The sequence below is a fragment of the Moorena sp. SIO4E2 genome (assembly GCF_010671945.1).
Taxonomy (GTDB): domain Bacteria; phylum Cyanobacteriota; class Cyanobacteriia; order Cyanobacteriales; family Coleofasciculaceae; genus Moorena; species Moorena producens.
The window spans coordinates 1-1,820 of sequence record NZ_JAAHIE010001059.1; the positions used below are offsets into that span (position 1 = coordinate 1).

Annotated in this window: 1 protein-coding gene; it reads left to right on the plus strand. The window is 44.2% G+C overall.

Annotated features, from left to right (window positions below):
• Nucleotides 1–1,653: tail fiber domain-containing protein (locus F6K37_RS40595; protein WP_287256960.1), on the plus strand; the 1,653-nt coding region annotated here is incomplete at its 5' end.
• Nucleotides 1,654–1,820: the final 167 nt, after the last annotated feature.

The window sequence follows — 1,820 nt, forward strand, 5'->3', positions numbered from 1 at the left end:
TGTTCTGGTTTAACTGGTATTAGGGCTGGCAGTGAAACCAAGTGGTATGATGGTAGTAATAACAGTATTTACTATAACCATGGCAATGTAGGTATTGGTACAAATAGTACCTATGCTGAACTCACGGTTAACGGCTCAATCGGATTTGCCAACGGGACAGCCCCCATGATGTACATCCATCAAAGTGGTACAAACAATGCACCTCGACCAATCATTGCTCATTCCCCACGTTATCGAAACTGGGGAGTTGAATACCGAGAGCACGGAGATCTAATGGTTTTTCAAGGAAGCGGAGAACCAGTTTTATCAGTTGGTCTTGGTTCTAAAAAAGTTGGTATTGGCATTACAAATCCTACGGAAAAATTAGAGGTAGTTGGAACTGTTAAAGCCACTAGCTTTGAAGGGGATGGTTCTGGTTTAACTGGTATTAGTGCTGGTGGCACAAAGTGGTCTGATGGTAGTAGTAACAAGATTTACTATAATGCTGGCAATGTCGGGATTGGGACAAATAATCCTACTCAAAAATTAGAGGTGGCTGGAACTGTTAAGGCCATTGCTACTCATACGGGCAGAGATTCAGCCTACGGAGTTTACAGCCAAGCACATGGGAGTGACAGTGGCTCTAAATTTGGTTTGTATGCACAAGCAACGGGTGGTAGCAGTGGTAGGCGATTTGGTGTCTATGGTGGTGCTTCTGGTGGTAGCGCTCAATATGGTGGCTATTTCACTGCTACTCATACGGGCAATAGAACGGCCTATGGAGTTCAAAGCGTTGTAAGTGGCAATGGCAATGGCACTAAATATGGTTTGCATGCACAAGCAACGGGTGGTAGCAGTGGTACCCGATTTGGTGTCTACGGTAATGCTTCTGGTGGACAAACTCAATATGGTGGCTATTTCATTGCTACTAATAGGGGCAATACTAACGCCTTCGGAGTTTGGAGCCAAGTAGCGGGCAATGGCAATGGCACTAAATTTGGTTTGCATGCACAAGCAACGGGTGGTAGCAGTGGTGCCCGATTTGGTGTCAGGGGTATTGCCTCTGGAGGACAAACTCAATATGGTGGCCATTTCACTGCTACTAATACCGGCAATACTACCGCCTTCGGAGTTCACAGCACTGTAACTGGCAATGAAAATGGCACTAAATATGGTTTGTATGCACGAGCAACAGGTGGTCCGAGTGGTACCCGATTTGGTGTCTACGGCAGAGCCGATGCTCAGAATAATAGCAGTGCAATTGTATATGGTGTATACGGTGTTGCCAGTGGTGGCAAGACTAGTTATGCTGGCTACTTCGAGGGTAATGTGCATGTGAATGGTCATTTAACATATCGCACTATTGGGCAAGTATCCTCACGAGAGTTGAAAGAGAATATTAATACCCTGGCAATAGAAGACGCCATAGAAACCCTGGAAGGACTCAATCCGGTCCAATTCAGCTACAAAAAAGATCACCAAAAAGAAACCCACATTGGATTTATTGCCGAAGATGTGCCGGATTTAGTGGCCAGTCATGATCGGAAAACCCTCAGTCCGATGGATATCGTGGCGGTTTTAACTAAAGTGGTGAAGGAGCAAAACAATACGATTTCCTTGCTAATGGAGAAGGTACAAACTTTGGAACAGAAAAGTCAATCTAGCGCTTTTTAGCCTAATCAGCTAAACAGATTTTTTTACTTCTTCCCTATTCCCTGCTCCCTGCTCCCTGTTCCCTGTTCCCTAAAACCAATAATTTTTACCAGACCCAATTTCAAACTAATATAATAACCATAATGAAAAATATTCAACGTCCCAATTACTTTACTTCCCAGTTTCTA